Origin of the sequence: Rhizobacter sp. AJA081-3 (assembly GCF_017795745.1) — a bacterium.
Lineage (GTDB): Bacteria > Pseudomonadota > Gammaproteobacteria > Burkholderiales > Burkholderiaceae_C > Piscinibacter.
This window is the reverse complement of sequence record NZ_CP059067.1, coordinates 3,073,758-3,096,962: the sequence shown is the minus strand read 5'-3', so window position 1 is coordinate 3,096,962 and position 23,205 is coordinate 3,073,758. Positions and strand designations below refer to the sequence as shown.

At 70.3% G+C, this 23,205-nt stretch carries 24 protein-coding genes; 14 read left to right on the top strand and 10 right to left on the bottom strand.

Annotated features, from left to right (window positions below; translation table 11 throughout):
* Positions 1 to 5: 5 nt before the first annotated feature.
* The 5 genes from yaaA to HZ992_RS14625 are packed head-to-tail and all read left to right on the top strand — an operon-like array spanning position 6 to position 4,192.
* Complete coding sequence (gene yaaA, locus HZ992_RS14645) at positions 6 to 788, top strand: peroxide stress protein YaaA (protein ID WP_209382573.1); 783 nt, start codon at positions 6 to 8, stop codon at positions 786 to 788.
* Entirely contained in the window at positions 785 to 1,942 is a 1,158-nt protein-coding gene (locus HZ992_RS14640; RefSeq protein WP_209382572.1) for an MFS transporter, read from the top strand. The genes yaaA and HZ992_RS14640 overlap by 4 nt, the downstream gene beginning before the upstream one ends.
* 45 nt (positions 1,943 to 1,987) lie before the next feature.
* On the top strand, positions 1,988 to 2,857 hold the full coding sequence (locus HZ992_RS14635; protein WP_209382571.1) for a 2OG-Fe(II) oxygenase: 870 nt from the start codon (positions 1,988 to 1,990) through the stop codon (positions 2,855 to 2,857).
* 11 nt (positions 2,858 to 2,868) lie between these two features.
* Positions 2,869 to 3,924: a CaiB/BaiF CoA transferase family protein gene (locus tag HZ992_RS14630; RefSeq protein WP_209382570.1), complete on the top strand. Its 1,056-nt coding sequence runs from the start codon at positions 2,869 to 2,871 to the stop codon at positions 3,922 to 3,924.
* 46 nt (positions 3,925 to 3,970) lie between these two features.
* Complete coding sequence (locus HZ992_RS14625; protein ID WP_209382569.1) at positions 3,971 to 4,192, top strand: hypothetical protein; 222 nt, start codon at positions 3,971 to 3,973, stop codon at positions 4,190 to 4,192.
* 66 nt (positions 4,193 to 4,258) lie between these two features.
* On the opposite strand, the gene HZ992_RS14620 is transcribed toward HZ992_RS14625, so the two are convergent.
* From HZ992_RS14620 to HZ992_RS14610, 3 genes are all read right to left on the bottom strand, one after another.
* Positions 4,259 to 4,744 (bottom strand): hypothetical protein, encoded by a 486-nt coding sequence (locus HZ992_RS14620; RefSeq protein WP_209382568.1) that lies wholly within the window; start codon positions 4,742 to 4,744, stop codon positions 4,259 to 4,261.
* Positions 4,745 to 4,809: 65 nt separating this feature from the next.
* Positions 4,810 to 6,027 (bottom strand): DUF4010 domain-containing protein, encoded by a 1,218-nt coding sequence (locus HZ992_RS14615; protein WP_371816830.1) that lies wholly within the window; start codon positions 6,025 to 6,027, stop codon positions 4,810 to 4,812.
* A gap of 61 nt (positions 6,028 to 6,088) precedes the next feature.
* Positions 6,089 to 7,444, bottom strand: a complete 1,356-nt coding sequence (locus HZ992_RS14610) for an MBL fold metallo-hydrolase RNA specificity domain-containing protein (RefSeq protein ID WP_209382567.1) — start codon at positions 7,442 to 7,444, stop codon at positions 6,089 to 6,091.
* A 66-nt stretch (positions 7,445 to 7,510) separates the two neighbouring features.
* On the opposite strand from HZ992_RS14610, the gene thpR reads away from it, so the two are divergent.
* Positions 7,511 to 8,011: an RNA 2',3'-cyclic phosphodiesterase gene (gene thpR / locus HZ992_RS14605; protein WP_209382566.1), complete on the top strand. Its 501-nt coding sequence runs from the start codon at positions 7,511 to 7,513 to the stop codon at positions 8,009 to 8,011.
* Between the two features lie 6 nt (positions 8,012 to 8,017).
* Here the strand turns inward: thpR and HZ992_RS14600 are convergent, their stop codons facing one another.
* From HZ992_RS14600 to HZ992_RS14590, 3 genes are read right to left on the bottom strand one after another with little or no spacing between them, the layout of a single operon-like run.
* Complete coding sequence (locus HZ992_RS14600; protein ID WP_209382565.1) at positions 8,018 to 9,025, bottom strand: DUF2891 domain-containing protein; 1,008 nt, start codon at positions 9,023 to 9,025, stop codon at positions 8,018 to 8,020.
* On the bottom strand, positions 9,025 to 9,651 hold the full coding sequence (locus HZ992_RS14595) for a dioxygenase family protein (RefSeq protein ID WP_209382564.1): 627 nt from the start codon (positions 9,649 to 9,651) through the stop codon (positions 9,025 to 9,027). Before HZ992_RS14595 ends, HZ992_RS14600 begins: the two co-directional genes overlap by 1 nt.
* 17 nt (positions 9,652 to 9,668) lie before the next feature.
* A complete protein-coding gene (locus HZ992_RS14590; RefSeq protein ID WP_209382563.1) occupies positions 9,669 to 10,847 on the bottom strand; it encodes a toxin-antitoxin system YwqK family antitoxin in 1,179 nt (392 codons plus the stop codon).
* Positions 10,848 to 10,919: 72 nt separating this feature from the next.
* Between HZ992_RS14590 and HZ992_RS14585 the strand changes: the two genes are divergently transcribed.
* Both HZ992_RS14585 and lolA read left to right on the top strand, forming a co-directional pair.
* Positions 10,920 to 13,310, top strand: a complete 2,391-nt coding sequence (locus HZ992_RS14585; RefSeq protein WP_209382562.1) for a DNA translocase FtsK — start codon at positions 10,920 to 10,922, stop codon at positions 13,308 to 13,310.
* Entirely contained in the window at positions 13,307 to 13,918 is a 612-nt protein-coding gene (gene lolA / locus HZ992_RS14580; protein ID WP_209382561.1) for an outer membrane lipoprotein periplasmic chaperone LolA, read from the top strand. Before HZ992_RS14585 ends, lolA begins: the two co-directional genes overlap by 4 nt.
* Positions 13,919 to 13,931: 13 nt before the next feature.
* On the opposite strand, the gene HZ992_RS14575 is transcribed toward lolA, so the two are convergent.
* Complete coding sequence (locus HZ992_RS14575; RefSeq protein WP_209382560.1) at positions 13,932 to 14,630, bottom strand: PA4824 family protein; 699 nt, start codon at positions 14,628 to 14,630, stop codon at positions 13,932 to 13,934.
* Between the two features lie 38 nt (positions 14,631 to 14,668).
* On the bottom strand, positions 14,669 to 15,031 hold the full coding sequence (locus tag HZ992_RS14570; RefSeq protein WP_209382559.1) for a hypothetical protein: 363 nt from the start codon (positions 15,029 to 15,031) through the stop codon (positions 14,669 to 14,671).
* Between the two features lie 84 nt (positions 15,032 to 15,115).
* On the opposite strand from HZ992_RS14570, the gene HZ992_RS14565 reads away from it, so the two are divergent.
* From HZ992_RS14565 to HZ992_RS14545, 5 genes are all read left to right on the top strand, one after another.
* Complete coding sequence (locus HZ992_RS14565) at positions 15,116 to 16,438, top strand: replication-associated recombination protein A (RefSeq protein ID WP_209382558.1); 1,323 nt, start codon at positions 15,116 to 15,118, stop codon at positions 16,436 to 16,438.
* Between the two features lie 254 nt (positions 16,439 to 16,692).
* On the top strand, positions 16,693 to 17,616 hold the full coding sequence (locus HZ992_RS14560) for a branched-chain amino acid ABC transporter permease (RefSeq protein WP_209382557.1): 924 nt from the start codon (positions 16,693 to 16,695) through the stop codon (positions 17,614 to 17,616).
* A gap of 13 nt (positions 17,617 to 17,629) precedes the next feature.
* Positions 17,630 to 18,718, top strand: coding sequence for a branched-chain amino acid ABC transporter permease (locus HZ992_RS14555; protein ID WP_209382556.1), 1,089 nt, complete (start codon positions 17,630 to 17,632; stop codon positions 18,716 to 18,718).
* A gap of 10 nt (positions 18,719 to 18,728) precedes the next feature.
* Positions 18,729 to 19,505, top strand: coding sequence for an ABC transporter ATP-binding protein (locus tag HZ992_RS14550; RefSeq protein WP_209382555.1), 777 nt, complete (start codon positions 18,729 to 18,731; stop codon positions 19,503 to 19,505).
* A gap of 7 nt (positions 19,506 to 19,512) precedes the next feature.
* A complete protein-coding gene (locus tag HZ992_RS14545; RefSeq protein WP_209382554.1) occupies positions 19,513 to 20,226 on the top strand; it encodes an ABC transporter ATP-binding protein in 714 nt (237 codons plus the stop codon).
* Positions 20,227 to 20,229: 3 nt separating this feature from the next.
* Here the strand turns inward: HZ992_RS14545 and HZ992_RS14540 are convergent, their stop codons facing one another.
* Positions 20,230 to 21,204, bottom strand: a complete 975-nt coding sequence (locus tag HZ992_RS14540; protein WP_209382553.1) for a Bug family tripartite tricarboxylate transporter substrate binding protein — start codon at positions 21,202 to 21,204, stop codon at positions 20,230 to 20,232.
* Positions 21,188 to 22,231: a CDP-6-deoxy-delta-3,4-glucoseen reductase gene (locus HZ992_RS14535; protein ID WP_209382552.1), complete on the bottom strand. Its 1,044-nt coding sequence runs from the start codon at positions 22,229 to 22,231 to the stop codon at positions 21,188 to 21,190. Before HZ992_RS14535 ends, HZ992_RS14540 begins: the two co-directional genes overlap by 17 nt.
* Before the next feature lie 56 nt (positions 22,232 to 22,287).
* Between HZ992_RS14535 and HZ992_RS14530 the strand changes: the two genes are divergently transcribed.
* The gene (locus tag HZ992_RS14530; protein ID WP_209382551.1) at positions 22,288 to 23,190 is read left to right on the top strand and encodes an SDR family oxidoreductase; all 903 of its coding nucleotides are present in this window, start codon (positions 22,288 to 22,290) and stop codon (positions 23,188 to 23,190) included.
* The last annotated feature ends 15 nt before the right edge of the window (positions 23,191 to 23,205 follow it).

Here is a 23,205-nt window from a genome sequence, read left to right as displayed (position 1 = left end):
TTCAGATGCTGTACCTGCTGTCCCCCGCCAAGCGCCTCGACTACGAACGCCCCATCCCGCCCGAAGTGGCGGCCTTGGCCACCCGGCCCTTGTACATGGACGATGCCGCCGAGCTGATCGAGGTGATGCGCGCCAAGACGCCGGTGCAGGTGGCGCGGCTGATGGACCTCTCCGACGAGCTCGCGGCGCTCAACGTGGCGCGTTACGCCGCCTGGTCGAAGCGCAGCACGGTGCACAACAGCCGCCCGGCGGTGCTCGGCTTCGATGGCGATGTCTACGACGGCCTGCAGGCCGCCTCGCTCGGCGTCGACGAGCTGGCCTGGGCGCAGTCGCACCTCGTCATCCTCAGCGGCCTGTACGGCGTGCTGCGCCCGCTCGACAAGCTGCAGCCCTATCGCCTCGAGATGGGCACCGCGGTGGCCACGCCGCGCGGCCGCGACCTCTACGCCTTCTGGGGCGACACGCTGGCCGAACACCTCAACAAGCTGCAGCGCGGCGAGCGCGCGCCGGTGATCGTCAACCTCGCCTCGCAGGAGTATTCGCGCGCCGCGCTGCGACCGGTGCTGCGTGCGCGCATCGTCGACTGCGTGTTCGAGGAGTGGAAGGACGGCCAGTACAGGATCATCAGCTTCTTCGCCAAGCGCGCGCGCGGCATGATGGCGCGCTTCGCGGTGCAGCAGCGCATCGAGTCGCCCGAGGGGCTCACTGCGTTCGAGGCCGACGGCTACGCCTTCGACGAGAGGCATTCGACGGCAGATCGACTGGTGTTCCGCAGGCGCATGGGATGACCCCCGTCCCGAAGCGGATCCTGCCCGTCATCGCGATCTCGCAGTTCGCGGGCACCTCGGTCTGGTTCGCCATCAACGCGGTGATGGCCGACCTGCAGCGCAGCGTGGCGCTGCCGGCCTCGGCGGTGGGCTGGCTCACCGCCGCCGTGCAGGTCGGCTTCATCCTCGGCACCTTCGGCTTCGCGCTGCTGTCCATCGCCGACCGCTTCTCGCCGCGCAAGGTCTTTCTCGTCTGCTCCTTGTTCGCCGCCGCGCTGGCGCTGGCCACCGCGCTGCTGCCGCCGCAGTACGGCACGCTGCTCGCGCTGCGCTTCCTCACCGGCATCGCACTGGCCGGCATCTACCCGGTGGGCATGAAGATCGCCGCCGGCTGGTTCGCGCACGGCCTGGGCTGGGCGCTGGGGGTGCTGGTCGGCGCGCTGGTGCTGGGCAACGCGCTGCCCTTCGGGTTGCGTGCGCTCGGCGCGCAGTGGTCGTGGCAGGCGGTGATGCTCGCCGTCGCCGCGGTGGCCGCCGGCGGCGGCGTGCTGATGGCGGTGTTCGTGCCCGACGGGCCGCACCTCGCGCCGGCGGCGCGCATCACGCCGCGCGCGCTCGGCGTGATCTGGCACGACCGGAAGGTGCGTGCCTCGGCCTTCGGCTACTTCGGCCACATGTGGGAGCTGTACGCCTTCTTCGTGCTCATCCCGGCCATCGTCGCGTTGCGCTGGCAGGGCGCGGCGGCCTCCTGGTGGGTGGCCGCCGCCATGGCGGTGGGCGGCCTCGCCTGCGTGATCGGCGGCGCGCTGGTGCGGCGGGTCGGCGGCGCGCGCGTGGCCGGCTTCCAGCTCGCCAGCAGTGGGCTGTGCGGCCTGCTCGCGCCGTGGATGCTCGACGCGCCGCTGCCGCTGTGGGGCGCCTGGCTGCTCTGGTGGGGCGCCACCGTGTCGGGCGACTCGCCGCAGTTCAGCGCGCTCACCGCGGCCAACGCGCCGCGCGCCATGGTCGGCAGCGTGCTGACATTCGTCAACGCGATCGGCTTCACGCTGTCGGTCGGCACGATCACCCTGTTCGCCGCCATGGCGTCGGTGTGGCCTCTCGCGCAGGTGCTGCCCTGGCTCGCCGTGGGCCCGGCGATCGGATTGCTGTTCCTGCGGCCGCTGTGGCGGTCTTGACGTGCCGTAACAGTCGCACGCCAGGGCTGCGGCAGAATTCGCTGCATGAGTGAGATTGCCCAGCCCCAGCCGGTCACGCCCGAGCTGCGCCAGTGGATCATCGAGCAGGCCAAGGCCGGCGTGCAGCCGGAGTCGGTGCTGCAGTCGATGGTGGCCAGCGGCTGGCGTGAAGACGTCGCCATCGCCGCGCTGGAAGACACGCTGCGCGGCTTCCTTGACGAGCGTGCCAAGGTGGCGCAGCTGCCGGCCGCAGTGCGCGTGCCCGACCCGCTGCCCGCCGTGGCCGGCATCCCGACCACGCTGCAGGCCGGCGACCGCGAAGTGCGTGTCGTGCTGGCGATGCGCGACCCGCGTGTCATCGTCTTCGGTGGCCTGCTGTCGCACGAGGAATGCGATGAGCTGATGGCCGTGGCGGGCAAGCGGCTGGCCCGCTCCGAGACCGTGCAGACCGACACCGGCGCGAGCGAGGTCAACGACGCGCGCACCAGCCAGGGCATGTTCTTCGACCGCGGCGAGAACGAGCTGTGCCGGCGCATCGAGGCGCGCATCGCCGCGCTGCTGAAGTGGCCGGTGGAGAACGGCGAAGGCCTGCAGGTGCTGCACTACCGCCCCGGCGCCGAGTACAAGCCGCACTACGACTACTTCGATCCGGCGCAGAGCGGCACTCCCACCATCCTCAAGCGCGGCGGCCAGCGCGTGGCCACCGTGGTCATGTACCTCAACGACCCGGTGATCGGCGGCGGCACCACCTTCCCCGACGTGCAGCTCGAGGTTGCTCCGGTGAAGGGCAACGCCGTCTTCTTCAGCTACGAGCGTGCGCACCCGGTCAGCCGCACGCTGCACGGTGGCGCGCCGGTGGTCGAGGGCGAGAAGTGGGTCGCCACCAAGTGGCTGCGTGAAGGGGTGTTCCGCTGAGCGCCGATCACGTGCGCGATGCCGGCCTGCTCGCCGGCATTCGCGTGATCGACCTGACGAAGCTGCTGCCCGGCCCGCTCGCGACGAAGCACCTGGCCGAGATGGGCGCGTCGGTGCTCAAGGTCGAGGGCCCGGCCAGCGACGGCCAGGAAGACGGCACGCGGCACATGGGCCTGACGCGCGCAGACCGCGAGGCCGGCCGGCCCAGCCTGATCTTCCGCGCCCTCAACGAAGGCAAGCAGATCGTCGAGATCGATCTGCGCAGCGAGACCGGCCGCACCGAACTGCTGGCGCACGCGCGCGAAGCCGACCTGCTGGTCGAAGGCTTCCGCCCCGGCGTGATGGACAAGCTCGGCCTGGGCTGGGAGGCGCTGCATGCCTTGAACCCGAAGCTGGTGATGTGCGCCATCAGCGGTTATGGGCAGCACAACGCCTGGTCGCACCGCGCCGGCCACGACATCAACTACATCGCCATGGCCGGCGTGCTCGAGCAGATCGCCACCGTCGAGGGCGACGTGGCCGTGCCCAACTTCCAGATCGGCGACCTGATGGGCGGCACGCAGGCGGCAGTCTCGGGCATGCTCGCCGCGCTGTTGTCCGCGCAGCGCAGCGGGCAGGGGCGATTCGTCGACATCTCGATGACGCACGAGGTCTACCGCCACCACGTGCTGGCCCGCATCGCGCTGGCCGCCACCGGCCGCACGCCGGCGCCGGGGCGCGACCTGCTCTCCGGCGGCGCGCCGTGTTACGGCGCCTACCGCTGCGCCGACGCTCGTTTCATGGCCGTGGGCGCACTGGAGATGAAGTTCTGGCGCGAACTCTGCGGCGTTCTCGGCCGGCCCGACTGGATCGAGCGTCACTGGTCGCGCGGCCTTGTGCCCGGCAGCGAGGCGTCGATGGCGCTGCGCGCCGAGGTGGCGGCAGCCTTCGCGCTTGAGCCCATGGCGCACTGGGCCTCGTGCTTCGAATCGGTGGACGCCTGCGTCACGCCGGTGCTGCGGCTGGATGAACTGGCGGCGCATCCGGTGCATGCCACGGGTCAACCACCCGGCGTGGCGGCGCGTTGAGGGCTGCGAGAGACAGACTCTCGCTCCCATTCAACAGGACCATTCCATGAACAAGCTCGTCGCCACCCTGATCGCCGCCACCTTCTCCGCCGGCGTGTTCGCCCAGGCCGCCGCCCCGGCTGCTGCACCGGCCGCTCCGGTTGCCCCGGCCGCCACCGCCGCGCCGGCCGCCCCGGCTGCCGCCAAGGCCGAAGCCGCCCCGGCCAAGAAGGCTGTCAAGAAGCACGCCAAGAAGAAGGCCAAGGCTGCTGCCCCGAAGGCGGCCTGAGCGTTCACCCCTCGGAATGAAAGACCCGGCCTCGGCCGGGTCTTTTCATGGTGCCCCGCGGGCGCCTCAGGCCCGCAGATGCCCCGGTGCCGAGTTGGCGAACGGCCGCGAGTTCTCGATACGGCGCCACTTGCGCTGCTCCCAAGTCTGCGGGCCCTCGAGCGGCCACTTCTCCATCAGCGCAGCCAGTTCCATGCGCGGCACGCGCATGAACTCCGGCCCCGAGTGGCGCAGCAGCCAGCGCCCGCGGCGCAGCCGGCCGGGCAGCGCAGCATGCGCGTCACCCACCCAGTACACGCAGCCGCGCTCGGCCCAGAAGGCCTGGCGCTCGAAGTTCACGCGGCCGGCGAATCCGGTGTAGTCGGGGAACACGAGGCACTCCTCGGCCAGCTCGACGATCGCGTACTGCAAGTCGCCGGGCGAATCACCCGACTCGCGATGCACGAACACGACCCTCTCGATGCCGAGCGCGTTCACGCGATCGACCTCCTGGTCTTCGCGATAGACAACGATGTCCTGCCCCTGCCATGCGGTACGCCAGGTGGTTCTCATGGCCGAATCTCCAGTGATGAACCCAACCTTAGCCCTTCTTCGCTGTCACACTGTGTCGATACGAATCAAGCTGCAAGCAATGCGGTGGCCGCCACGGCCGCCCCCAGGCCCGCGAGCAGGGCCGTGCCCACGCGCAGGGCATAGGCGCGGCCGCCGGTCACGGCCGCCGTCACCAGCCGGGTGATCGTGTTCGTGCCCACCGCGAGCAGGGCGCCGGCCAGCAGCGTGGCCGCATCGAGCCGGCCGGCGGCAAACAACGACAGCAATGAGGCGATCGGCGCGTGCGCATCACCGAGTGCCGCCAGCGAGGTGCTCACCAGCACGCCGCCGGTGCCGAACAAGCGCTGGGCCTGGCCGACGACCAGCGCCACGCCGGCCAGCAGCAGGGCGATCAGCACGGCTTCGCGCAGGCGCAGGGCGCCTCGTTCGGCCAGCAGCGGCGGGTCATCTTCCCGATCGCGGCCCGTGCTGTGGCCGGCCAGCCAGGCGAGCGAGACGGCGAAAGTGGCCACCCCGCCGCACAGTGCGGGCAGCCACAACAAGGCCAGTGCCGGCCGCGACAGCGCCGCGGCCAGCACGAGCAGCTGCAGCCAGGTCGCACAGCCCGACAGCGCACCCGCCGCAGCCGCCATCGCGGGTGGCGCCTCGCCGGCACGTGCCCGTGCGCCGAAGGTGGCGATGGTGGCCGTGCTCGACACGAATCCGCCGAAGAAGCCCGAGGCCGCCAGGCCGAATCGCGCGCCGAGCAGGCGCAGCGCCACATGGCCGGCGGCCTGCAGCACGAGGATGAGCAGCACCAGCGCGCCCAGTGGCCGCGCACGCATGCCGCCCAGCCAGGGCAGGGCGGTGTCCGGCACCAGCGGCAGCAGCACCAGCGCCAGCGCGGCGAGCATCAGCCCGTCGTGCAGCTCGCGCTGGCTCAGCCACTGCGTGGCGAAGCGGTGCAGCTGCGTGCGCGCGGCCAGCAGCACCGCCAGCACGGTGCCGCAGGCCGCACCCAGCAGCGGCGAGCGCACCGACAGCACGCCGACCAGGAAGGTGGCGAACAGCGCCAGCTCGGTGGTCAGCCCCGGGTCGCGCGAACGGCTGCGGGCGTAGGCCAGCGCCGCCATCAGCGCGACCAGCACGGCGGCGGCGACGACCAGCCCCGGCACCGCGAGCGTCTGCGCCAGCGCGCCCAGCAGCGCGGCGATGGCGAAGCTGCGCAGGCCCGCCGCGGCGCGGTCGTCGCCTTCGCCTTTGCGGCGCTCGCGATCCAGGCCGATCAGCAGGCCGCAGCCCAGCGCGACGGCGATGCCCGTCGCAGCGCTGCCGGCGGCGTCGAGGAGGTTCAGTGGGTGCGCCTCAGACTGAGAACTGCGACAGGTGCTCGGGCACGCGCACGCGCCAGCCGAGCTCGTCGGCGATGCGGCTGCGCAGCGCGTCGGCCGCGGCCGGCTCGCCGTGCACGACGAAAGTCTCGCGCGGCGCCTGCTCGAAACCCTGCAGCCAGTGCATCAGCTCGTTGGCGTCGGCGTGCCCGGAGAAGCCCTCGAGGTGGCTGACCTGCGCCTTCACCGCCACGTACTCGCCGAAGATCTTCACCTCGGTGGCGCCTTCCACCAGCTTGGCGCCGCGCGTGCCGGCCACCTGGAAGCCGGGGAAGACGATCGAGTGTTTCGGGTTCGGCGCCATCGCCTTCAGGTGGTGCAGCACGCGCCCGCCGGTGGCCATGCCGCTGGCCGAGATGATCACGCTCGGGTAGCGCGCCCGCGACACCTTCTCCGACTGCTGCGGCGTGCTCACGATGGTGACGCCGTCGCACAGCGTGTTCGCTTCGCGCGGGCTCAGGCGCAGCAGCCGGCGGTGCTTCTGGTAGAGCGTGGTGGCGGCGGTGGCCATCGGGCTGTCGAGGAACACCGGCAGGTCTTCCGGGACTTCGCCAGCGGCCTTCAGCCGCTGCATCACCAGCATCAGCGCCTGCGCACGGCCGACGGCGAAGGAGGGCAGCAGCACCGAGCCGCCGCGGCGCACCGTGGCGCGCACGATGGAGCCGAGCACGGCCTGCACATCCTCGGGCGGGTGCAGGCGGTTGCCATAGGTCGATTCGACGAGCAGCACATCGGCACGCGCAATGCGCTGCGGCGCGGGCATCAGCATGTCGTTGCTGCGGCCCAGGTCGCCGGAATAGACCAGCGACACGTCGCGCTGGCGCAGCGTCACCGCGCAGGCGCCGAGCAGGTGGCCCACCGGCGTGAGTTCGGCGAGCACGTTGCCCAGGCGCACCGCCTTGCCCGCGGGCAGCGGCGTGAGCCGCGCGATGGCGCGCTTGGCATCGGCCACGGTGTACAGCGGCAGCGCCGGCTCGTGGCGCGAGAAGCCTTTGCGGTTGGCGCGGCGGGCGTCTTCCTCCTGCAGGTGGGCACTGTCCAGCAGCAGCACCTCGGCGAGGTCGCGCGTGGCCTGCGTGCAGTGCACCGCGCCCTTGAATCCCTGCTTCACCAGCGCCGGCAGGTAGCCGCTGTGGTCCAGGTGGGCGTGGCTGAGCACCACCGCGTCGATCTCGCGCGCGGGCACCGGCAGCGGCGCCCAGTTGCGCTCGCGCAGCGTCTTGAAGCCCTGGAACAGGCCGCAGTCGAGCAGGAGGGTCTGGCCGTCGATCTCGACGAGGTGTCGCGAGCCGGTGACGGTGTCGGCCGCGCCGAGGAAAGTGATCTTCATGACCTGAATCTAGCGCAGCGGCGTTCGACCGCCATTGACGCTCGTCGTGACGCGGACAATGCCGGCATGCGTCTGTTCCTCGCCCTGTGGCCCGACGCGGCCGTGCGACAGCACCTTGCCGGCGCCCGATCGGCGTGGTCGTGGCCCGCGCAGGCGGTGCCGGTGCCGCCCGAGCGCCTGCACTTGACGCTGCACTACCTCGGCGAACTGGGCGAGGTCGAAACGGCCTCGCTGCGCGCGCGCCTGCCGGGCCTGCCCGAGCCGTTCCTGCTCGAGTTCGGCCGCGCCGCGCTGTGGCCGCAAGGCATCGCGGTGCTGGAGCCGCTCGTGGTGCCGCCCGGCCTCGCGGCCCTGCACGTCGCGCTGGCGCACGCGCTGGCCGAGCTCGGCTTGCGCACCGACGACCGCCCGTTCCGGCCGCACGTGACGCTGGCGCGCCATGCGCAGGGCACGCCGCTGCCTGCCGAGGGACCCCGCTGGACCTGGCCGGTGAACGGCTATGCCCTGGTGCACTCGGTCCGCGGCCCGCCCTTGCGCTACGACGTGCTGCAGCACGTGAGCCGCTGAGGCGGATCAGTCGCCCAGCGACAGCAGCGCGAAGCTCACCAGCCAGTGCGTCGCGGCGAAGTCACCTCCGCCGATGTGCGGCCAGGCGGCCGCGCGGTGCGCCTGTGCCGCAGCGACGAAGCGCGGCGCCAGCGCGGCCGGCACGGCCTCGGCCAGCGATTGCAGGCACCAGGCGCGCGACAGGTTCAGGCCGTCCAGATGCACCAGCTGGGGGTCGACGCGGTCGCTCACGCGAGCCGGCTGCAGCCAGTTCGCGAGCGCCTCGCCCTTCGGCTCGAAGGCCGTCCACCACGGCACGAAGGCCTCGCCCAGCACCTCGCGCATCAGCAGTGCCTCGCACAGGCCGGGCGAGAGGAAGTCGGCACCGCCGGGCTCGTAGTGCGCCGGGTAGGCGCGGTCGTTGCCGAACCACTGCCGCGCCGCGCGGTCGATGGCGCGGTTCAGCGCCTCGTCGCGGTGGCGCCGTGCCAGCAGCATCGCGAAGGCCGAGTTGGCGTGCATGCCGGCGCGCACCGGGTAGTGGCTGCGGCCGAGGAAGGCGGCCAGCCGCGCCGCCACCTCGTCGCTGAAGGGGCGCAGCGCGTCGGCCCAGGCGGATCGTCGCGGTAGCCTGGCATCGTGCTCGTCGAGCTCCGCCTGCAGCGCCAGCAGCCAGGCCCAGCCGTAGGGCCGCTCGAAGCTGCCGCGCTGCGGCTGCGCGGCGTAGTCGCGCTCCACCGCCACGAGCGCAGGCGTGAAGCGCGCATCGAAGTGTTCGACGATCTGCGCCGACTGCGGCAGATCGGGCTGCCGGCACAGCAGCCGCAGCAGCGACCAATGCATGTGCACGCTCGAATGCCAGTCGTAGCTGCCATCGAACAGCGGGTGGATGTGGGCCGGCGCGGGCCGGTCGTCCTCGTGCAGGATCAGGTGGTCGAGCTTGTGCGGGAAACGCTGGCGCACCGCGGCCAGCGCCGTGTCGGCCAGGCGCAGCGCGTCGGCGCGGGCGAGCGGCGTCAGCGGCACAGGCGCCATCAGGCCGCCACGACGATCGCGAAACGCGCGCGCAGCGTGTCGCCGGCCGGCTCGAAGGGCACGCTCAGCGCTGCGCGGTCTTCGGCGCGCAGGCGCTGCCAGAGGAAGTCGCGCGCATTGCCGGGGTCGCCCTGCACGTAGACCTGCGTGGTGAGCAGTTCGCGCGCACCCAGCCGCACCTTCAGGTGGATGTGCGGCGTGCGGCCGCTGTAGGGCGCCGGGCGGATGGTGCGGAAGCGGTAGGCGCCGTCGGCGCCGAGCAGCACGCGGCCGAAGCCCTGGAAATCGGGGTCGGCGCGGCCGCCGTCGCCCGGGTGGTGGTAGTGGCCGTCCTGGTCGCATTGCCAGATCTCCACCGCGGCGCCGCTGAGCGCGCGGCCGGCGGTGTCGGTGACCGTGCCTTCGAGCAACGCGCCGCGGCCCTTGGCATAACGGCGCGCGCCCTGCGCGAGCAGGTCGGCGTCGCTGTCGGCGGGCAGCTCGACCGGGTAGAACGGACCTTCCGTCTGCGCCGGCGTGGGGCGCTGCCGGGTCTGCGCGATCGCGCCGCGCCAGATGGCCGGGGCGGCCAGGGCGACGGCGGCACCGAGCAGGAGGCGGCGCGAGGGGTGGGTGGTGACAGTCATGCAGTCTCCCTTCGGTTTCAGCGTGAGAAGGCCTTGCGCGATCCATCCTCGAACAAGGCATCGTCGCGTGTGACCTTGCCGGCCTCGTCGAGTTCACGCTCGCGCGTCACGCGGCCGCGATCGTCGTGGTGGCGCTCCAGGCGCAGCCGCCCGGCGTCGTCGAAACTGCGGTGCACGCCGCTGGCCTGCCGGTCGTAGCGGCCTTCGAGCACCCACATGCCCTCGAAGGCCGGTTGGCCGTTGTCGTGGAACTGCGTGTCGTGGCGCAGCGCGCGGCCGCCTTCGTTGCGGTACTCGCTGGCGTCGCGCGGCTGGCCGTTGAGGTACCAGCGCTTCTCGCTGGCCAGCTGGCCGCCTCGCTCGCCGACGGCCCAGCGGCGCTCGCGCACCAGCGTGCCGCTGTCGTGGAACTCCTGCTCCAGCGTGGTGATGCGGCGCTTGCTGCCTTCGTTGCCGCCCAGCCATTGCCACTGCAGCTCGCGCCGCTTCGTGCCGTCGGCGGCGAACTGGCGCTCGATGCCGCCCTTGGCGTCGCTCTCCACTACCTCGCGCGGCCTGCCGCTGTCCCACAGCGATTCGCGCTTGCGCATCTCGCCACGCTCGTAGACGCGACGGCCCTTCAGGTCGCCTTTCGAGCCGTACAACGACACCGTGGCCGTGCCGCCCCGGTGGCCGCACCAGGCGGCGTCGTCGGCCGCCGGAGCGAGCAGGGCGGTGGGCCCGCAGCGCAGTTCGGCGAGCTGGCCGCCCTCGTTGAACTCGGCCATCGCCTGCTCGTGGCCGTCGTCGCCGTGGAAGGCGGTGCGGCGCAGCGTGCCGCTGGCGTACCAGCTGCGCGTCAGGCCCACGGTGCGGCTGTTGCGCATCGTCTCTTCGTGCAGCAGCGGATTCTTCGCGCCGGGCGTGGCGGCGTACTCGCGCGACAGGCCCTCGCGGTTGCCGCGCTCGTTGACGCTGTAGTCGCGCTCCAGCACACCGTTCTTGTAGAAGCGCACGATGCCGACGAACTTGCCGTCCTTCAGCTCCTGCTCGCGTTGCAGCACGCGGCTGTCACCGTCGCGGCAGCGCATCAGCCCGGTCTTGCCGGCGGTGGTGTGGCCGTTGGCCGGGTTGACGTGTTCGCCGTCGAGGTCGCAGACCTGCACGGCGTGGCTGGCCAGGGGCAGGGCCAGCAGCAGGATCATCAGGCGTTTCATGGTCGGGCATTGTGCGGCGGCGCGGCTGCGAGCGGATACAAGCCCCCCGGGGCGATCGGCCACAATCGCGCCATGACGTTTCCACTCGGATCGCTGCGCGCCGACGGGGGCGCGGGCCAGACAGCTTCTCCCGGCCCCACGGGCCGCAAGGGGCGCGACAGCGCCGCCGCACCCGCGGGCACGGCGTCGGTCACGCCGCGCTGGCGCGCGCGCCTCGCTCTGGGCTTCGGCGCGGTGCTGTGGCTGCTCGCGCTGCTCGCTCTGGCCACGCACAGCCCTGCCGACCCGGCCTTCACCACCTCCGGCGCTGTGGCGCAGGCCACCAACAAGGCCGGCACGCTGGGCGCGTGGTTCGCCGACGGTGCCTACTTCGTGTGCGGCTTCTCGGCCTGGTGGCTGCTGCTGATCGGCCTGCGAGGCTGGCTCGGCGCACTGGCCCGCGTGCTGCGCAGCGAGCAGCCGCCGGTGGCGCCGGTCGATCCGCACGAGCCGCCGGCCTGGCTGTTCTGGGTCGGCATCGTGGTGCTGATGGCGGCCAGCTGCGCGCTCGAGTCGACGCGCCTGTACCAGTTCGAATCGCGCGTGGCCGGCGGCCATGCCGGCGGCGTGCTCGGCTACCTGCTCGGCCCGGCGAGCCAGAAGCTGCTCGGCTTCGCCGGCTCCGGCGTGCTGTGGATCGCCGCGCTGGTGGCGGGCATCGCGATGTCGCTGCAGTTCTCGTGGCTGCGCGTGGCCGAGTCCATCGGCACCTGGCTGGAATCGTTCCGCGAGAAGCGCGCCGAGCGCATCGAGCGCGCCGAAGACATCCGCCTGGGCGAGCGCGCGCTGCGCGAGCGCGAAGAGGTGGTCGAGGTCGAGCACCAACTGCACGAGGAGCACATCCCGATCGTCATCGAGGAGCCGGTGGCAGAGCTGCCGAAGTCGGCGCGTGTGGCCAAGGAGCGGCAGAAGCCGCTCTTCGTCGAGCTCGCCGACACCAAGCTGCCGCAGGTCGACCTGCTCGACGCGGCGCCAGGTGTTCGCCAGGAGTCGGTGACGCCCGAGACGCTGGAGATGACCTCGCGGCTGATCGAGAAGAAGCTCAAGGACTTCGGCGTCGAGGTGCGCGTGGTCGCGGCCTCGCCCGGCCCGGTGATCACGCGCTACGAGGTCGAGCCGGCCACCGGCGTGAAGGGCGCGCAGGTGGTCAACCTCGCCAAGGACCTGGCGCGCTCGCTGTCGCTGGTGAGCATCCGCGTCGTCGAGACCATCCCCGGCAAGACGACCATGGCGCTGGAGCTGCCCAACGCCAAGCGTCAGATGATCCGCCTGTCCGAGATCCTCGGCTCGCAGGTCTACAACGACGCTTCCTCGCAGCTGACCATGGGCCTGGGCAAGGACATCGTCGGCAACGCGATGGTCGCCGACTTGGCGAAGATGCCGCATTGCCTGGTCGCCGGCACCACCGGCTCGGGCAAGTCGGTGGGCATCAACGCGATGATCCTCTCGCTGCTCTACAAGGCCGAGGCGCGCGACGTGCGCCTGATCCTGATCGACCCGAAGATGCTCGAGATGAGCATGTACGAGGGCATCCCGCACCTGCTCGCGCCGGTGGTCACCGACATGAAGCAGGCGGCCAACGCGCTGAACTGGTGTGTCGGCGAGATGGAGCGCCGCTACAAGCTGATGAGCAAGATGGGCGTGCGCAACCTGTCGGGCTACAACAAGAAGATCGCCGATGCCACCGAGCGCGGCGAGCTGATTCCCAACCCGTTCAGCCTCACGCCCGAAGCGCCGGAGCCGCTGGAGCGGCTGCCCTTCATCGTAGTCGTCATCGACGAACTGGCCGACCTGATGATGGTGGTGGGCAAGAAGATCGAGGAGCTGATCGCGCGCTTGGCGCAGAAGGCGCGCGCCTCGGGCATCCACCTGATTCTGGCCACGCAGCGGCCGAGCGTCGACGTGATCACCGGCCTGATCAAGGCGAACATCCCGACGCGGCTGAGCTTCCAGGTGTCGAGCAAGATCGACTCGCGCACCATCCTCGACCAGATGGGCGCCGAGGCGCTGCTCGGCCAGGGCGACATGCTCTACCTCACACCGGGCGGCGGGCTGCCGGTGCGCGTGCACGGCGCCTTCGTGTCGGACGAAGAGGTGCATCGCGTCGTCGAGTACCTGAAGAGCCAGGGCGAGCCCAACTACATCGAAGGCATCCTCGAAGGCGGCGTGCTCGACGGCGAGGGTGGCGACGTGCTGGCCGGCGAGGCCGGTGCGGGCGGCGGCGAAAGCGACCCGATGTACGACCAGGCAGTGGCCATCGTGCTGCAGCACAAGCGCGCCTCGATCTCGCTGGTGCAGCGCCATCTGCGCATCGGCTACAACCGAGCCGCGCGATTGCTGGAACAAATGGAGAAATCCGGGCTCGTAAGTGCCATGTCCACCAACGGCAATCGCGACATCATCGTCCCGAACCGCGACGCATGAACTTTCGTTTCCCGCTGTTGCTGGCACTTTGCACTGCCGCCGTTTCTGCCCGCGCCGATGCCGTCGACACCCTGCGCGAGTTCGTGCGCGAGGTGAAGACCGGCAAGGCGCAGTTCACCCAGACCGTCACCTCGCCCGACGGCGCGAAGAAGAAGACCAGCAGCGGCAGCTTCGAGTTCGCGCGGCCGAATCGCTTCCGCTTCGCCTACACCAAGCCTTTTGAGCAGGTCATCGTGGCCGACGGCCAGAAGGTCTGGATCTACGACGCCGACCTGAACCAGGTCAGCTCGCGAAAGCTGTCGGCCGCCATCGGCGCCACGCCGGCGGCCTTGCTGGCCGGCGGCAACCTCGAGAAGGACTTCGAGCTCTCCGCGTTGCCGGCGCAGGACGGCATCGAATGGGCGGCCGCCAAGCCGAGAGCGAAAGAGGGCGCCTTCGACACGCTGAAGGTCGGCTTTCGAGGCAAGGAGCTCGCCGCCGTGGAGATCGTCGACAGCTTCGGCCAGCGCTCCTACCTGCAGTTCAGCCAGTTCAGGCCGAACTCGGCGACCGCGGCCGAAACCTTCAAGTTCGTCGCGCCCAAGGGCGCCGACGTGATCGAGCAGTAGGGGGCTTTGGCGTTCAGAACGCCAGTTTGAAACCGATCGACCAGGCGTTCACGCGAGGCGTCTCGCGCTGCGTGGCCCAGTTGGCGTTCAGGCTCAGCTTGTCCGACACCGCCCAGCGTGCACCCACGCCGATCCAGGGCTTGGCGCGGTCGTCGCCGTAGACCTCGCCCATCAGGTCGACGCCGTTGCCCAGCGCGTGTTCGACCGCCAGGTTCCAGGTGGTGCTGTTCGCGCTGGCGCTTTCGCTGCGCAGCCAGCCGAGGTTGGCGTGTCCGGTCCAGCCGCGCGCCAGCTCGCGCGTGGCCACCGCGTTCAGATAGGTGAGTTCGTGCTCCATCGAGCCGGTATCGGCCTTCGCCGACACCAGGCCGAAGGCCAGCGAGAGACCCAGGCCGTCGCCTTCGCGTGACAGGATCGCTGTCTTGCCGCCGAACAGCAGCGCCGAAGCATCGGCATCGTCGGTGCGGCTGCGGTTGTAGGCCAGCGCCAGCTGGGTGTTGATGCCGATGCCGCAGGCGCCCTGCGCCGTCCAGCCGCGCGTGGAGGGTTCGCCCGAAGGCTTGGACTGCGCGATCACGCCTTCGGCTTCGCACTGGCCGCGCTCGAGTACGTCGGCATCTTCGGTGGCCAGCGGCCGGGCGGCCTGTGCCGTGCCACACAGCGCGAACACTGCGAAGGCGGCGAGCAGGTGGGCAGGGCGGTGCAAAGTCATCGGGATTTCCTGATCTCCATCGACGATGAGAGTCTGTCTCAGAACGGCTCCCAGTCGTCGGGAGAGCGCGTGACGGGTTTGGCAGGAGTGGCCAGGCGATCGGGAAGGCGCGCCACGTTGGTCGCGCGTTGCGGGCTGCGGCGTTCCTGCCCGTGCCAGGGCGTCGCGGCGTGCCCGTCGACGACGAGCGTGATGCGTTCCACATGCAGGCGCAGCCGGCGCGCCGAACGACGTGCGCGGTCCAGCAAGGCAGGGTCGGCCGACGGATTGACGAGCAGTCGTTCGATGCCAGGCTCCAGCGCGGCCAGCGACTGGGCCAGCGCGTCGAGCGCATCGGCGACGCGCTGCGCCTCGAGCTGATTCGCCGGGTCGGCGTCGATACCGTTCAGGGGAGCCGTCATGGGTCGGTGTTCGTGCGTGACGACAGGTTCTTCGTCCGCCCCGGCCGGAACTTGAGCACGCGGCCCGGCTGCGACAATTCAGCCATGTCCACGCTCGACCTTCCGCTGGAGCCGCCCGCCCCCGAGCTGCCCGCCGGCGCACCGCTGGCCGAACGGCTGCGCCCGGCCACGCTCGCCGACGTGATCGGCCAGCAGCACCTGCTCGGCCCGGGCAAGCCGCTGCGCGCGGCCTTCGAGTCGGGGCGGCTGCACTCGATGGTCCTGTGGGGGCCGCCGGGCGTGGGCAAGACCACGCTGGCACGGCTGGTGGCCACCGCCTTCGACGCACAGTTCATCGCCATCTCGGCGGTGCTCGGCGGCGTGAAGGACATCCGCGAGGCCGTCGAGCGCGCGCAGGCCGTGCAGGCCCAGGGCCGGCGCACCGTGGTCTTCGTCGACGAAGTGCACCGCTTCAACAAGAGCCAGCAGGACGCCTTCCTGCCGCACGTCGAATCAGGCCTGTTCACCTTCATCGGCGCGACCACGGAGAACCCGTCGTTCGAGGTCAACTCCGCGCTGCTGTCGCGCGCCACGGTGCACGTGCTGAAGAGCCTGAGCGACGACGACATGCTCGCGTTGCTCGAGCGGGCAAGGGCGATGCTGCAGGCGCCGCCGATGAGCGAGCCTGCGGCCACGCGGCTGATCGGCTACGCCGACGGCGACGCGCGCCGCCTGCTCAATGCCTACGAGAACCTCGTCGCGATGCTCGGCGCGGTGGCCGAGATCGACGAACCCATGCTCGAGAAGTCTCTCGGCGAGCAGCTGCGCCGCTACGACAAGGGCGGCGAGCAGTTCTACGACACCATCTCGGCGCTGCACAAGTCGGTGCGCGGCAGCGACCCGGACGCGGCGCTGTACTGGTTCGTGCGCATGCTCGACGGCGGTGTCGATCCGCGCTACGCGGCGCGCCGCCTGATCCGCATGGCCAGCGAGGACATCGGCCTGGCCGACCCGCGCGCGCTGCGCATGGCGCTCGACGCGGCGGAGACCTACGAGCGCCTGGGCTCTCCCGAGGGCGAGCTGACGCTCGCGCAGGCGGTGGTCTACCTCGCCGTGGCGCCGAAAAGCAACGCCGTCTACACGGCCTACAAGGCGGTGCGTGCCTTCATCGCAGCCGATGGCACCCGTCCGGTGCCGCTGCACCTGCGCAATGCGCCGACGAAGCTGATGAAGAACCTCGACTACGGCAAAGGCTACCGCTATGCCCACGACGAGGAGGGCGGTTTCGCCGCCGGCGAGGACTACTGGCCCGAGGGCATGCAGCCGCCAGGCTTCTACGAGCCGGTGCCGCGCGGTCTGGAGATCCGCATCGGCGAGAAATTGGACGAATTGCGCCGTTTGAACGAAGCGGCGAAGAAACGTCGGTGAGAGGCGCTCATCATGTTCTATTCGAGGTGCTCACTTGTGGAAACTCCGTAGGATCTGCCTAGAGGCGCAGCCCTAGAATGCGCCCCCAACGCCAAACCCTTAGGTGAAAGCCAGGCCCGACGCACCCCATGCGGCGGGCTTTTTGCTACTAGAGTGAAAGCGCCCGGGTGGTGCGCAAGCTTCCGCCCGCCGAGGCCACCGCCTCGAACAAGGTGGCCCGATCGATAAAGCAGAGTCCTGCAGGAGATTCCTCGATGGAGACTTTCATCCAGCAGATCATCAATGGTCTGGTGCTCGGCAGCATGTACGCGCTGGTGGCACTGGGCTACACGATGGTCTACGGCATCATCAACCTGATCAACTTCGCGCACGGCGAGGTGCTGATGGTCGGGGCGCTCGTCAGCTGGACGATCGTGACGGCGCTGTCCGGCTCGGGCCTGCCCGGATGGCTGATCATGCTGATCTCGCTGGTGGCGGCGATCGTCATCTGCTCGGCGCTGAACTTCACCATCGAGAAGGTCGCCTACAGGCCGCTGCGCAGCGCGCCGCGCCTGGCTCCGCTGATCACTGCCATGGGCATGAGCCTGCTGCTGCAGACGCTGGCGATGATCATCTGGAAGCCGACCATCAAGTCGTACCCCATCCTGCTGCCCACCGAGCCGATCAACGTGTTCGGCGCGGTCATCAACACGGTGCAGATCCTCATCCTGGTCATCACGGCGGTCACGCTGGCGAGCCTGATGTACCTGGTCAACTACACCAAGCTGGGGCGTGCGATGCGCGCCACCGCCGAGAACCCGCGCGTGGCCGGCCTGATGGGCGTGCGCCCCGACATGGTGATTTCGGCCACCTTCATCATCGGCGCGTCGCTGGCGGCGATCGCCGGCGTGATGTGGGCCGCCAACTACGGCTCGGCCTCGCACACCATGGGCTTCCTGCCCGGGCTGAAGGCCTTCACCGCCGCGGTGTTCGGCGGCATCGGCAACCTCGCTGGCGCGATGGTGGGCGGCATCGCGCTGGGCATCATCGAGGCGCTGGGCGCGGGTTACATCGGCGCGCTCACCGGCGGCGTGCTGGGCAGCCACTACCAGGACATCTTCGCGTTCATCGTGCTCATCCTCGTGCTCACGTTGCGGCCTTCGGGCCTGCTCGGCGAGCGCGTGGCGGACCGGGCCTGAAGGAGAGCACCCCATGAAGGACAACAAACTTCCCGTCTTCCTCGCCGCCGCGGTGGCGCTGCTGATCCTGCCGCTGGTCGCGCAGTTGTTCGGCAACGCCTGGGTTCGCATCATCGACATCGCCTTGCTGTACGTGCTGCTGGCGCTGGGCCTGAACATCGTGGTCGGCTACGCCGGCCTGCTCGACCTGGGCTACGTGGCCTTCTATGCGGTGGGCGCCTACATCTTCGGGCTGCTGGCCAGTGGCCACCTGACCGAGACCTTCCCGGCCATCGCCGCGATGTTCCCGAACGGCCTGCACCTGCCGATCCTGCTGGTCATCCCGCTCGCCGCGGGCGTGGCCGGCCTGGCCGGCGTGCTGCTGGGAGCGCCCACGCTGCGGCTGCGCGGCGACTACCTGGCGATCGTGACGCTGGGCTTCGGCGAGATCATCCGCGTGTTCCTGAACAACCTGGACCACCCGGTGAACATCACCAACGGGCCCAAGGGCATCGGGCCGATCGACTCGATGCACTTCTTCGGCTTCGACCTGGGCCAGAAGCACGTGCTCTTCGGCCTCGAGATCCCGCCGGTGACGAACTACTACTACGTCTTCCTGGCGCTGGTGGTGGCCAGCGTGGTGATCTGCTACCGCCTCGAGCGCAGCCGCATCGGCCGCGCCTGGATGGCCATCCGCGAGGACGAGATCGCCGCCAAGGCGATGGGCATCAACACCCGCAACATGAAGCTGCTCGCCTTCGGCATGGGCGCCACCTTCGGCGGCGTGGCCGGCGTGATGTTCGCGGGCTACCAGTCGTTCATCACGCCCGAGGCCTTCAGCCTGCAGGAGTCGGTGATGATCGTCGCGATGGTGGTGCTCGGCGGCATCGGCCACATCCCCGGCGTGATCGTCGGCGCGGTGATGCTGGCGGCGCTGCCCGAGGTGCTGCGCTACGTCGCCGGGCCGCTGCAGCAGATGACCGACGGCCGCCTCGACGCATCGATCCTGCGCCAGCTGCTGATCGCGCTGGCGATGATCGCCATCATGCTGGCGCGCCCGCGCGGCCTGTGGCCCTCGCCCGAGCACGGCAAGGCCGCGCCCACCCCGGTCACGGTGAAGTGAGGAGCCAGCCATGAGCGACATCGTGTTGAAAGTGGCGGGCGTGTCCAAGCGCTTCGGCGGCCTGCAGGCCCTGTCGGACGTCGGCATCACCATCACCAAGGGCCAGGTCTATGGCCTGATCGGCCCCAACGGCGCGGGCAAGACGACCTTCTTCAACGTCATCACCGGCCTGTACACGCCCGATTCCGGGACCTTCGAGCTCGGCGGCGCGCCCTACAAGCCCACCGCGGTGCACGACGTGGCCAAGGCCGGCATCGCGCGCACCTTCCAGAACATCCGCCTGTTCGCCGAGATGACGGCACTCGAGAACGTGATGGTCGGCCGCCACGTGCGCAGCCACTCCGGGCTGATCGGCGCCGTGTTCCGCACCGGCGCGTTCAAGGCCGAGGAGGCCGCGATCGCCCAGCGCGCGCAGGAACTGCTCGACTACGTGGGCATCGGCAAGTACTCGGAGTTCAAGGCGCGCACGCTCTCCTACGGCGACCAGCGGCGCCTGGAGATCGCCCGCGCGCTGGCCACCGACCCCAAGCTGATCGCGCTGGACGAGCCCGCCGCCGGCATGAATGCCACCGAGAAGGTGGTGCTGCGCGAGCTGATCGACCGCATCCGCAACGACGGCCGCACCATCCTGCTCATCGAGCACGACGTGAAGCTGGTGATGGGCCTGTGCGACCGAGTGACCGTGCTCGACTACGGCAAGCAGATCGCCGAAGGCAACGCCGCGGAAGTGCAACGCAACGAGAAGGTGATCGAGGCCTACCTCGGCGCCGGTCACAAGGCGCATTGAGGCAGACATGGCAAACACGCTTCTGGAAGTGCAGGGCCTGAAGGTCGCCTACGGCGGCATCCAGGCCGTCAAGGGGGTCACCTTCGAGGTGAAGGAGGGCGAACTGGTCAGCCTGATCGGCGCCAACGGCGCGGGCAAGACGACCACGCTGAAGGCCATCACCGGCACGCAGCCGCCGGCCGGCGGCGAGATCCGCTACCTGGGCAAGAGCATCAAGGGCCGGGGCTCGTGGGACCTGGTCAAGCAGGGCCTGGTGATGGTGCCGGAAGGTCGCGGCGTTTTCGCGCGCATGACCATCACCGAGAACCTGCAGATGGGCGCCTTCGTGCGCAACGACAACGAGATCGAATCGGATGTCGAGAAGGTGTTCGCCATCTTCCCGCGCCTGAAGGAGCGCCGCAACCAGCTCGCCGGCACGATGAGCGGCGGCGAGCAGCAGATGCTGGCGATGGGCCGCGCGCTGATGGCCAAGCCCAAGGTGCTGCTGCTCGACGAGCCCTCGATGGGCCTGTCGCCCATCATGGTCGACAAGATCTTCGAGGTGGTGGCCGACATCCACAGCCGCGGCACGACCATCCTGCTGGTCGAGCAGAACGCCAGCCGCGCGCTCGGCCTGGCCAACCGCGGCTACGTGATGGACTCGGGCGAGGTCACGATGAGCGGCGAGGCCAAGTCGCTGCTCGACGACCCGCGCGTGCGCGCCGCCTACCTGGGCGAGTGACCGCTACTCCACCTTCGCGCCGCTGGCCTTCACGACCTTCTCGTACTTGACGTTCTCCGCCTTGACGAAGGCGGCAAAGGCTTCCGGCGAGCTGCCCATCGGCTCGGCCAGCAGCGTGGCCAGCCGGGCCTTCAGCTCGGGCGAGGCGAGCGCCTCGACGAAGGCCTTGTTCAGCTTCATGGTCACATCGGCCGGCAGCCTGGCCGGGCCGAACAGGCCGAACCAGGTGTGGATGTCGAAGCCGGCCAGCGCGCCGCCGCTCTCGGCGATGGTCCGCAGCTCGGGCACCGTGGCCGAGCGCTTCGCGGTGGTCAGCGCCAGAGCGCGCAGCTTGCCGGCCTTGATGTTGGCCGAGGCGGCGGCGAGGTTGTCGAAGTTCAGGTCGACCTGGCCCGACAGCAGCGCGAGCTGCGCCGGGTTGGCGCCGGCGTAGGGGATGTGGACCATGAACACGCCGGCCTGCGCCTTGAACATCTCGCCGGCCAGGTGCCCGGCGCTGCCGTTGCCTCCCGAGCCGTAGTTCAGCTTGCCGGGGTTCTTCTTCGCGTAGGCGACCAGGTCGGCGACGCTCTTCACGCCCAGCTTGTCGGCCGCTTCCGGGTTCATCACCAGCACGTTAGGCACCTGTGCCACGCCGGTGATTGGCGTGAAGTCGCGCAGCGCGTCGTAGGGCATCTTCGTGTACAGCCAGGGATTGATGGCGTGCGTGGCCACCGCCCCCATCACGATGGTCGATCCGTCGGGTGCGGCCTTGGCAGCGAGGTCGGCGCCGAGGTTGCCGCCGGCGCCCGGCTTGTTCTCGACGACCACGGTGCCCAGGCTGTCCCTGACCTTGTCGGCCAGCGCGCGCGCGACGATGTCCAGCGGCCCGCCGGGCGGGTAGGGCACGATCAGGCGGATCGGCTTCGCACTCTGCGCGAAGGCCGGTGCGGCGACTGTCGCCAGGCCGAGGGTCAGGATCTCACGCCGTCTTGCCATGCTTGTCCAACTCCGAAGTGAAACTGTCCGCGTAGAACTCGTCGGCCGGCAGGCCGCAGCGTTCGACGAAATCATGCTGCGCCGAGTCCACCATCACCGGCGCGCCGCAGGCATAGACCTGGTGACCCGAGAGATCCGGCAGGTCGGCCATCACCGCCTGGTGGACGAAACCGGTGCGGCCCGTCCAGGCGTCTTCCGGCTTCGGCTCCGAGAGCACCGGCACGTAGCGCAGGTTCGGCAGCCGCGCCGCGGCCTGTAGCGCCCAGTCGTGCAGGTAGAGGTCGGCCCGGCTGCGGCAGCCCCAGTACAGCACCGCCGGCCGCGTGAGGCCCTTGTGTTCCATGTGCTCGACGATCGCCTTGATCGGCGCAAAGCCGGTGCCGCTGGCCAGCAGCACGATCGGCTTGTCGCTGTCTTCGCGCAGGAAGAAGCTGCCGAAGGGGCCTTCGATGCGCAGGATCTCCTTCTCCTTCATCGCGCCGAACACGTGGTCGGTGAACTTGCCGCCGGGCATGTGGCGGATGTGCAGCTCGATGAAGGGCTTGTCGGTCTGGGTGTGCGGCGCGTTGGCCATCGAGTAGCTGCGCCGCGCGTTGTCGCGCAGGATGAACTCGACGTACTGGCCGGCGTGGTAGCGCAGCGGGTCGTTGGCGGGCAGCTGCATCGTCAGCACCGCGACGTCGGGCGCCGGCCGTGCCTTGGCCATCACCCGCACCGGCATCTTGCGCACCGGGAACTCGCCGGCGCCCGGCACCGTGCGCGCCTCGATGACCACGTTGGTCTGCGCTGCCGCGCAGCAGGTCAGCGTGAAGCCGGCGGCTTCTTCCTCGTGCGACAGTGCCTTCGCCTGGTGCACGCCGTGGATCACGCGGCCTTCGAGCAGCCTGCACTTGCAGGAGCCGCAGGCGCCGTCCTTGCAACCGTAGGGCAGGCCGATGCCCTGGCGGATGGCGGCGTAGAGGATGGGTTCGTCGCGTTCGACGGAGAAGCTGCGGCCGCTGGGCTGCACGGTCACGGTGAAGGACATGGTGCGGGTCTTAGACTCGGTGCGAGAGCGAAACCACGAATTGTGCCCGCAGCCCCATGACCCTGGCCTGTACCTCCCCTGTGCACCGTCGGCGACCGACCCTGCTGATCGTTGGCTGCGGCGACGTCGGCCTGCGCGTGGCGAAGCTCCTGCGCGACCGCTGGCGCCTGATCGGCATCACCTCCAGCCCGGCGCGCTGTGCCGAACTGCGCGCCGCGGGCATCGTGCCGCTGGTGGCCGACCTCGACCAGCCGGCCACGCTGCAGCGAGCCGCCGGCCTGGCCGACGCCGTGCTGCACCTCGCGCCGCCCCCGCTGCAGGGCGCGAGCGACCCGCGCACGGCGCACCTGCTGCAGGCGCTGGCGCGGCGCGGTGTCGTGCGGCGCATCGTCTACGGCAGCACCAGCGGCGTCTACGGCGACTGCGGTGGCGCCTTCATCGACGAGACGCGTGCCGTCGCGCCGGCGACCGACCGCGCGCGGCGCCGCGTCGATGCGGAGCAACGGCTGCGCTGGCACGGACGTGCCTTCGGCACCTGCCTGACAGTGCTGCGCATCCCCGGCATCTACGCAGGCGACCGCGCAGGAGGCCACCCGCGCGAGCGCCTGGCGCGCGGCACGCCGGCGCTGGCGCCGCAGGACGACGTCTACACCAACCACATCCACGCCGACGACCTGGCGCGTGCCTGCGTGGCCGCGCTGTACCGCGGGATGCCGCAGCGCATCGTGCACGCGAGCGACGACACCGAGCTGAAGATGGGCGACTACTTCGACCTCGCCGCCGGGCTGTGCGGGTTGCCGAAGCCGCCGCGCATCACGCGCGAGCAGGCGCGCGAACAGCTTTCGCCGATGCTGCTGAGCTTCATGAGCGAATCGCGCCGGCTCGACAACCGGCGGCTCAAGCGCGAGCTGCGCCTGAAGCTGCGCTACCCGACGGCGCACACCGGGTTGCTGGCCTGATCCTGGCGCGCCAGG

Excerpts from the sequence above, each read along its gene's own strand:
- HZ992_RS14600 (WP_209382565.1), bottom strand. The coding sequence starts at position 9,025 with ATGGCGCCTGTGCCGCTGACGCCGCTCGCCCGCGCCGACGCGCTGCGC.
- HZ992_RS14555 (WP_209382556.1), top strand. The coding sequence starts at position 17,630 with ATGAAGGACAACAAACTTCCCGTCTTCCTCGCCGCCGCGGTGGCGCTG.
- HZ992_RS14550 (WP_209382555.1), top strand. The coding sequence starts at position 18,729 with ATGAGCGACATCGTGTTGAAAGTGGCGGGCGTGTCCAAGCGCTTCGGC.
- HZ992_RS14640 (WP_209382572.1), top strand. The coding sequence starts at position 785 with ATGACCCCCGTCCCGAAGCGGATCCTGCCCGTCATCGCGATCTCGCAG.
- HZ992_RS14635 (WP_209382571.1), top strand. The coding sequence starts at position 1,988 with ATGAGTGAGATTGCCCAGCCCCAGCCGGTCACGCCCGAGCTGCGCCAG.
- HZ992_RS14575 (WP_209382560.1), bottom strand. The coding sequence starts at position 14,630 with ATGACTTTGCACCGCCCTGCCCACCTGCTCGCCGCCTTCGCAGTGTTC.
- HZ992_RS14595 (WP_209382564.1), bottom strand. The coding sequence starts at position 9,651 with ATGACTGTCACCACCCACCCCTCGCGCCGCCTCCTGCTCGGTGCCGCC.
- HZ992_RS14625 (WP_209382569.1), top strand. The coding sequence starts at position 3,971 with ATGAACAAGCTCGTCGCCACCCTGATCGCCGCCACCTTCTCCGCCGGC.
- HZ992_RS14565 (WP_209382558.1), top strand. The coding sequence starts at position 15,116 with ATGTCCACGCTCGACCTTCCGCTGGAGCCGCCCGCCCCCGAGCTGCCC.
- lolA (WP_209382561.1), top strand. The coding sequence starts at position 13,307 with ATGAACTTTCGTTTCCCGCTGTTGCTGGCACTTTGCACTGCCGCCGTT.
- HZ992_RS14530 (WP_209382551.1), top strand. The coding sequence starts at position 22,288 with ATGACCCTGGCCTGTACCTCCCCTGTGCACCGTCGGCGACCGACCCTG.
- HZ992_RS14545 (WP_209382554.1), top strand. The coding sequence starts at position 19,513 with ATGGCAAACACGCTTCTGGAAGTGCAGGGCCTGAAGGTCGCCTACGGC.
- HZ992_RS14560 (WP_209382557.1), top strand. The coding sequence starts at position 16,693 with ATGGAGACTTTCATCCAGCAGATCATCAATGGTCTGGTGCTCGGCAGC.
- HZ992_RS14585 (WP_209382562.1), top strand. The coding sequence starts at position 10,920 with ATGACGTTTCCACTCGGATCGCTGCGCGCCGACGGGGGCGCGGGCCAG.
- HZ992_RS14610 (WP_209382567.1), bottom strand. The coding sequence starts at position 7,444 with ATGAAGATCACTTTCCTCGGCGCGGCCGACACCGTCACCGGCTCGCGA.
- HZ992_RS14620 (WP_209382568.1), bottom strand. The coding sequence starts at position 4,744 with ATGAGAACCACCTGGCGTACCGCATGGCAGGGGCAGGACATCGTTGTC.
- thpR (WP_209382566.1), top strand. The coding sequence starts at position 7,511 with ATGCGTCTGTTCCTCGCCCTGTGGCCCGACGCGGCCGTGCGACAGCAC.
- HZ992_RS14535 (WP_209382552.1), bottom strand. The coding sequence starts at position 22,231 with ATGTCCTTCACCGTGACCGTGCAGCCCAGCGGCCGCAGCTTCTCCGTC.
- HZ992_RS14540 (WP_209382553.1), bottom strand. The coding sequence starts at position 21,204 with ATGGCAAGACGGCGTGAGATCCTGACCCTCGGCCTGGCGACAGTCGCC.
- yaaA (WP_209382573.1), top strand. The coding sequence starts at position 6 with ATGCTGTACCTGCTGTCCCCCGCCAAGCGCCTCGACTACGAACGCCCC.
- HZ992_RS14590 (WP_209382563.1), bottom strand. The coding sequence starts at position 10,847 with ATGAAACGCCTGATGATCCTGCTGCTGGCCCTGCCCCTGGCCAGCCAC.
- HZ992_RS14570 (WP_209382559.1), bottom strand. The coding sequence starts at position 15,031 with ATGACGGCTCCCCTGAACGGTATCGACGCCGACCCGGCGAATCAGCTC.